Genomic DNA, 6,017 nt, shown 5'->3' with positions numbered 1-6,017 from the left:
GCTTCGCGGTGGCAGGCGAGCTGTTCGGCGCGCTGGCCCACAGCCTGGGCGGTATCGTCGGCGACAATCCGCAACTCGCCGCCCTCCTGGCCCAGATCGGCGGCGGCACGGACCAACTGACCGACGCGTTCCTGACCGCCGAGCTGAGCCTGCTGGGCCTGCTCGCCGGCGGCTACGCGATCCAGGCGACGCTGCGGCTACGTGGCGAGGAGACGGAACTGCGCGCCGGACCGGTCCTGGCCACCGCCGTGGCCCGCCGCCGCTGGAGCCTCAGCCACCTGGGCATCGCCCTGAGCGGCAGCGTGGTGATCCTCGCCGCGGGAGGTCTGGCCGCCGGGCTCGCGCACGGCCTGCGGATCGGCGAGCCGGCCGGTCAGGCCGTGCGCATGCTGGGCGCGGCGCTGGCCCAGGTGCCCGCCACCTGGACGCTGGCCGGGCTCGCGATGCTGCTGTTCGGGCTGCTGCCCCGGCTGACCACCCTGGCCTGGGCGGCCCTGCTGACCTTCGCCCTGCTCGCCCAGCTCGGCGAACTGCTCCAACTGGACGACTGGGTCAGGAACCTCTCCCCCTTCGCCCACGTCCCGCAGACGCTGAACCAGCCCGTGGACGCCGGCCCGCTGCTCGGTCTCGTCCTGGTCACCACCGCGCTGCTGCTCGCGGGGATCGCCGCCTTCCAACGACGTGACCTGCAAGAGAGCTGACGGACGCCCCGCCACGGCCACGCGGGCCCAATCGCGTCGCGCAGCAGCCTGCTCGTCCGGCTCAACCGCAACCAACGCGAGGGACAGCGGCGTGGCAGCCCGCGCACACCACCCTGTGGCGTTCGCGCGCCTCCGCGTGACCAACCAGGTGATACCGTCGCCCACAGGTGAGCCGGGAAGTCTGGTCGGCACCGTTTCTGCCGTCCAGCCGAAAGACCCCGCATGCCCACCGACCCCGCCACGGACGACTTCTCCATCAGAACCCGCAACCGTGGCGATATCCTGCTGATCCACCTGGAAGGCACGCTCGCCGGGCCGCCCGTCGACATCGTCCGCATGTATGTCAACAGCACCTTCATCACGCACCCTTCCCCGAAAGTGGTCGTGGACATCGGCGGGGTGAGGCTCATGAACGAGGCCGGGCGGCAGATGCTGCGCTCGGCCGTCCACCGGGCCCGCGACGCAGGCGGACGAATGATCATTGTCCGCGGCGAGGGCGTCCTGCTCGACGATTCCGGGATCGGCCTTGATCTCGCACCGACGCTCCAGGACGCCTACCAGGCCCTGAACGGCTCCGGCGAGGCGCCGGACGGCTGAGGCCCGGCCTGCGCCTCGAGGCGCCCGCACAGCTCCCGGCGGGCAGTCCCGGCCATGTGCAAGGACCGGCCCGTGACCGGGGGCGCTTTCGCCACTGCATCGGCTGTGTGGCTCAGCATTAACTCGCGGGAAACGGCAGGCGCGGCGGATGCCAGCGCCAGGTGCGGTTGCCGTCGGCGGCGATGCCTTTGCGCCACAACGCCGCAGGCATCAGCCGGATCATCGTGGTCAGGGCCCGGTACGCGGCCGGGGAGGTGGTCCGGCGCCCATCGGCGCGGGCACCCCGGGCGGTGGCCTGGGTCCGCGGACGGCGTTCGGCGTCATAACGGCGCAGCGCGCCCTCGATAGCGCCCTTGATCGTTGCCTCGCCGGCGAGGGCGGCGGCGAGCACGACAGCGTCCTCGATGGACTGCCCGGCCCCCTGACCGCGATCCGGGCTCATCGCGTGTGCGGCGTCGCCGAGCAGCGCCACCCGGCCGCGCACATAGGAAGGCAGCTGGTCCAGATCGCAAATGTCGATATGGATCACCGCCTCGTCCGGGGTGGCGGCGATCAGCGCCGGGATCGGCTCATGCCAGGAGGCCAGCCGGCGGGCCGCCTCGACCTTCTCCTCCTCAAAGCGCGCGTCTGGCCGGTCGGCGGTGGCGACGTAGGCCCAGTAGGCGCGGCCTCGGCTGATCGGATGGATCAGGAAGTAGCCACCCGAACCCAGGGTGATGCTGCCCGGCAGGCCGCCGACGGGCGCGATGCCCAGCCAGGCGGTGCGGCCCAGGAAGCGCGGGGGCGGCGTGCCCGGCCACAGCAACCGGCGTACGACGCTGCCGATGCCGTCCGCGCCGATCACCAGGTCCGCGCGGACCTCCCCGCCGTCCCAGGCGACCGTCACCCCGCCCTCGTCCTGCCGCAGGTCGGTGACCTCCGTACCGGTGCGCAGCCAGCCGGCGGGCACCCCGTCCAGCAGCAGCCGGTGCAGGTCCGCACGGTGGAAGGCGAGCAGCGGCGTCGCATCACCAGGACGGGCGCGCTGCAGGTAGCGGCCATCGGGCAGGCGCAGGTTACCCGCCGAATAGGTGGGCACCCCCGCCGCGCGGGCCGGCCCGCCCAGGCCGAACTCCTCCAGCGCCCGCAGCGCGTTCGGCGCCTGCGACATGCCCGCGCCGATCTCGCGCGGCTCGCCCGCCCGTTCCAGCACCGTGGCGCGCCAGCCGATCCGGCGCAGCGCGACGGCGTCGGCGAGGCCGCCGATGCCGCCGCCGATCACGATCGCGTGCCCGCTCACGCGGTCTCCCCGGGCTGTGGCGCGTTCTTGAACATGTCGGCCATCCATTCGAAGGTGGTGTGCGCCTGGCGGATGCGGCCGGCGCGCTCGTCGTCCGGACCGACCAAGTCCAGGCCGTCACGGGTGATGTCGAGGAACGAGGCGAGGCCGGCGATCTGCCGACGCACCACCACCGCCCAGGCGTCCTCGGCCATCCGGTAGTAGATGGTCCTCTCGCCCGGCCGGGTCCGCCAGGCGAGGAAGCCCATGCTGGTCAGCAGCCGCAGGTTCGAGGTCAGCGACGCACGGCTGGCGCCGATCGCCTCGCTGATCTGCCCGGCGGACTGCTCGGGCGGCTCACAGACCATCAGCCAGCCCAGCACCCGCCCCGCGATCGGCGGCACCCCGTCGCGAGCCAGGTACATGGCCACGCGTTCCACCCACTCCAGCAACGGTTCCTGTTCGGTCACGCCCGACCCCGCCTCCTCTTGCAGTTATTTCAGTATGAACTAAAATCACTGTACCGATCAAGTGGCGTTCCTGTCATGGGGCGTTCCGTTGGAGAGCCGGGAAGTCCGGTCGGCCCGTGATTATGCGGTCACGGAGAAGCAGGAGGGCTTCCCCATGCCCACACCTACGCTCAAGGCGCTGCTCGGCACCGGCGGACGCGCCTGGCTGCAGACGGTCAACTTCGTGCCCGGCGGGCTGCTTCTCCTGGCCTTCGCGGCCGGACTGCGCCGGGCCCTGCACGGCGGCAGCGGGGCCGCTCCTGCTCGCCGCCGCCGCGATCGGGACGGTCGTGGCCGGGCTGGCGCCGACGGACCCGGCGCTGGGCTACCCGCCCGGGGAGCCGACGGCCGGCACGTTCACCAGCACCGGCCGCATCCACCAAGCGGCCGGCTTCGCCCTGTTCGCCGGGCTGGGTGCCGCCGCGTTCGTCCTGGCCCGCCGTCCGGGACGGCACGGCCGCGCCTGGGCCGTCTACTCGCGCCTGTCCGGTGCCCTGATCATCGCCTTCGCGTTCGCCGCCGGCATCGCCTACCGCCTCGACACGCTCGGCCTCTGGCGGCCGGCCCCCGCGGGCCTGCTCGAACATCTGGACGACAGGAAGGCAGGCCGCCAACAGTCCGTCGGCGGCCTGCCGCCGCGTACAGGGAGCCGCGTCGGCCCGGCTCCCCGCTCGCGCGGCCCCTCCGACGGCACGCAGCCGCAGCCGCTACCGAGCAGCGTCGGCGTGCTGGCCGGCATAGCGCTCGCGCCAGCTGTCGATGAGCGGGATCAGCTGCTCGGTCATGTAGGCATAGAAGTCCTTCATCTCGTGCAGGCGCCGGCCGGTGGTGCTGTCCTCGCCCGCCGCGTCCAGGCCTTCCTGGGCGGCGGCGCCCATGGTGGCCAGCATCGCGTTCTGCTGTGACATCAAGCTGGCCCAAGCCCCCTGGCGGAATCGATAGTGGTCACGGCGGCTGCCGGGGGCGGGCACCCGTTCGATGAGGCCGAGCGGGATCAGCTGCTTGACCGCGGTGGACACCGCTCCCGAGCTGATGGACAACTGCTCGCACAGGTCGGCGGCGGTCATCGAGGCTTGCCGGGTGTAGAGCAGGGCGGTCATCACCCGGGCGGTGGTCTTCTGCATGCCGCCCTGCGCCAGGGTCAGTGCCAGCTTCTCGGCGGCCTCGCGCAGCCGCTGGTCGGTGTCCATGCTCCCAGCCTACCAATCACTTCGAACTCTCAGAGAATTTACAAATCTCTGAAAGCTCTATACCGTCCGAGGAGCGGAGGTCGCGCCATGGCGACCTCCCCGACGCCAAAGGAGACCCGGCATGAAGCCCAAGAACGTGGTGGCAGGCGCGCACGGCATGTCCGATCAGGCGTGGAAGAAGCACGCCAACCCGTGGAGCGTCTGGACCCGGTTCGCCGCCATCCCCGCCTTCGAACTGGCCGTCTGGAGCCGTGAGTGGATCGGCTGGTGGTCACTGGCCGGCGTGGCCCTCGTCGCCGTGTGGCTCTGGCTGAACGTGCACCTGTTCAGGGCGGTCGAGCCGACCAGCTGGGCCGCCCGCGGCATCTACGGCGAGCAACTCCACGTCGACGGCAAGGTTCCAGCCGCGCACCGCGTGGTGCTACGGCTGCTCATCGTGGCCGGCCTGATCGGCTTCGCCTTCATCGCCTGGGGACTGATCGCCCTGCAGATCTGGCCGCTCCTGCTCGGCACCGTGCTGCTCGTGCTCGGCCAGCTGTGGCGGATCGACCGCTACGGGCTGCTCTACGAACAGCACCAGAGCGAAAGCCTGTGACCCGGTACGGCCGGCCCGCCACCACACCGGCCGTACCGACACCAACGCCAACCCCGGCGCCGACCTGGCGCCGACCCCGGCGCCGACCCTACGTGTGGAGAGCCTCATGCACACCCCCGGCACCGCGCGCCCGCGCCGCTGGTGGATCCTCCTGGCGCTCTGCTTGAGCCTGCTCGTCCTGGTCATCGACAACACCATCCTCAACCTGGCCATCCTCGCGCTGATGAGAGAACTCCGCGCCACCCCCGCCGACATCCAATGGATCATGAGCGCCTGCACGCTCGCCTACGCTGGCCTGCTCCTGACCGCCGGCGGCCTGTCCGACCGCTATGGCCGCAAGTGCCTGCTGATCACCGTGTTCGACTAGAGCGGGCGCCGCACGGCGATAGCCGCCTGGAGCAGCGTCTCCATCGCCGGCATCCTGGCCGGGCCGTCACCAGCTCGGCCGAGCAGCGCTCACGGCGGCGGGCCAGGGCTGTGTAGCCGACTGTCCCGAATCTGCTGGGCACCTCACCCTCATCCAGTTCTATGCCGCGAGTTCACACCGAGGAGGTCACTGGTTCGATCCCAGTATCGCCCACCAGCTCAGAGGCCGTTTCCCTGCTCGGGGGGACGGCCTTTCCGATCGTCAGGGGAGAATGCCGGCGGCTCTCAGTGTGCGCGACGCATCAGCGTGACCGCCCCGCCGGTCGTGCCCTCACGCCACGGCGCCATGGCCGCGCCCAAGATCGGGATGGCCGAATGGGACGGAACCGCGCCCCGATCGCCTTCTCCCAGAGTCCCTGCAGCAACTGCTCCGGCTCCGTCACCATCGCCTCGGTGATGTGCCCGTACAGGGCGGACACGCCGGCGTTCTCGTGCCCCACGCGCACGATCTTGAGCGTCCTCAAGTTTCGCCATTCCTCGGAGGAAATGGAGTCTGCGGTTGTGCTCCGGGATCACCCAGCCAGGGCCGAACATCGCTTGTGCCGGGGGTGACGTTCCCTGTCTTCGACTCAGGCACTCTTCCTGAGGAAAGTGAGGACCAACGCCCGCCCATGGAGGACTTTCGCCTCGTCCGCGGCCCGGCGGCGCTTGCCACGGTGGGAGCAGGCGAGGCATGCGGAAGGTGATCCCCCATGCGGAAGAAAGTGCTGGTCCTGGGCGGGAACTTCGGCGGGCTCAACG

6 protein-coding genes and 2 pseudogenes are annotated in these 6,017 nt (G+C 71.0%); 5 read left to right on the top strand and 3 right to left on the bottom strand.

What is annotated here, in order from left to right; translation table 11 throughout:
• Together ABFX54_RS55620 and ABFX54_RS55615 are read left to right on the top strand one after the other, a co-directional pair.
• Positions 1-701 (top strand): annotated as a pseudogene (locus tag ABFX54_RS55620) (ABC transporter permease); the annotation flags it as partial.
• Between the two features lie 222 nt (positions 702-923).
• Positions 924-1,298 (top strand): STAS domain-containing protein, encoded by a 375-nt coding sequence (locus ABFX54_RS55615; RefSeq protein ID WP_346115435.1) that lies wholly within the window; start codon positions 924-926, stop codon positions 1,296-1,298.
• A gap of 118 nt (positions 1,299-1,416) precedes the next feature.
• Here ABFX54_RS55615 and ABFX54_RS55610 read toward each other — a convergent pair whose 3' ends face one another.
• Together ABFX54_RS55610 and ABFX54_RS55605 are read right to left on the bottom strand one after the other, a co-directional pair.
• On the bottom strand, positions 1,417-2,577 hold the full coding sequence (locus ABFX54_RS55610) for an FAD-dependent monooxygenase (protein WP_346115434.1): 1,161 nt from the start codon (positions 2,575-2,577) through the stop codon (positions 1,417-1,419).
• Positions 2,574-3,026: a GbsR/MarR family transcriptional regulator gene (locus tag ABFX54_RS55605; protein WP_346115433.1), complete on the bottom strand. Its 453-nt coding sequence runs from the start codon at positions 3,024-3,026 to the stop codon at positions 2,574-2,576. Before ABFX54_RS55605 ends, ABFX54_RS55610 begins: the two co-directional genes overlap by 4 nt.
• A 122-nt stretch (positions 3,027-3,148) precedes the next feature.
• On the opposite strand from ABFX54_RS55605, the pseudogene ABFX54_RS57355 reads away from it, so the two are divergent.
• Positions 3,149-3,631, top strand: a pseudogene (locus tag ABFX54_RS57355) (DUF998 domain-containing protein); the annotation flags it as partial.
• A gap of 141 nt (positions 3,632-3,772) precedes the next feature.
• On the opposite strand, the gene ABFX54_RS55600 reads toward ABFX54_RS57355, so the two are convergent.
• Positions 3,773-4,255: a GbsR/MarR family transcriptional regulator gene (locus ABFX54_RS55600; RefSeq protein ID WP_346115432.1), complete on the bottom strand. Its 483-nt coding sequence runs from the start codon at positions 4,253-4,255 to the stop codon at positions 3,773-3,775.
• Between the two features lie 121 nt (positions 4,256-4,376).
• On the opposite strand from ABFX54_RS55600, the gene ABFX54_RS55595 reads away from it, so the two are divergent.
• Positions 4,377-4,850, top strand: coding sequence for a DUF6653 family protein (locus tag ABFX54_RS55595; RefSeq protein WP_346115431.1), 474 nt, complete (start codon positions 4,377-4,379; stop codon positions 4,848-4,850).
• A gap of 106 nt (positions 4,851-4,956) precedes the next feature.
• Entirely contained in the window at positions 4,957-5,217 is a 261-nt protein-coding gene (locus tag ABFX54_RS55590) for an MFS transporter (RefSeq protein ID WP_346115430.1), read from the top strand.
• The last annotated feature ends 800 nt before the right edge of the window (positions 5,218-6,017 follow it).

Source organism: Nonomuraea maheshkhaliensis, assembly GCF_039529435.1.
GTDB lineage: Bacteria > Actinomycetota > Actinomycetes > Streptosporangiales > Streptosporangiaceae > Nonomuraea > Nonomuraea maheshkhaliensis.
Note: the sequence above shows the minus strand (reverse complement) of the source record. Positions and strands in the feature narration are given on the sequence as shown.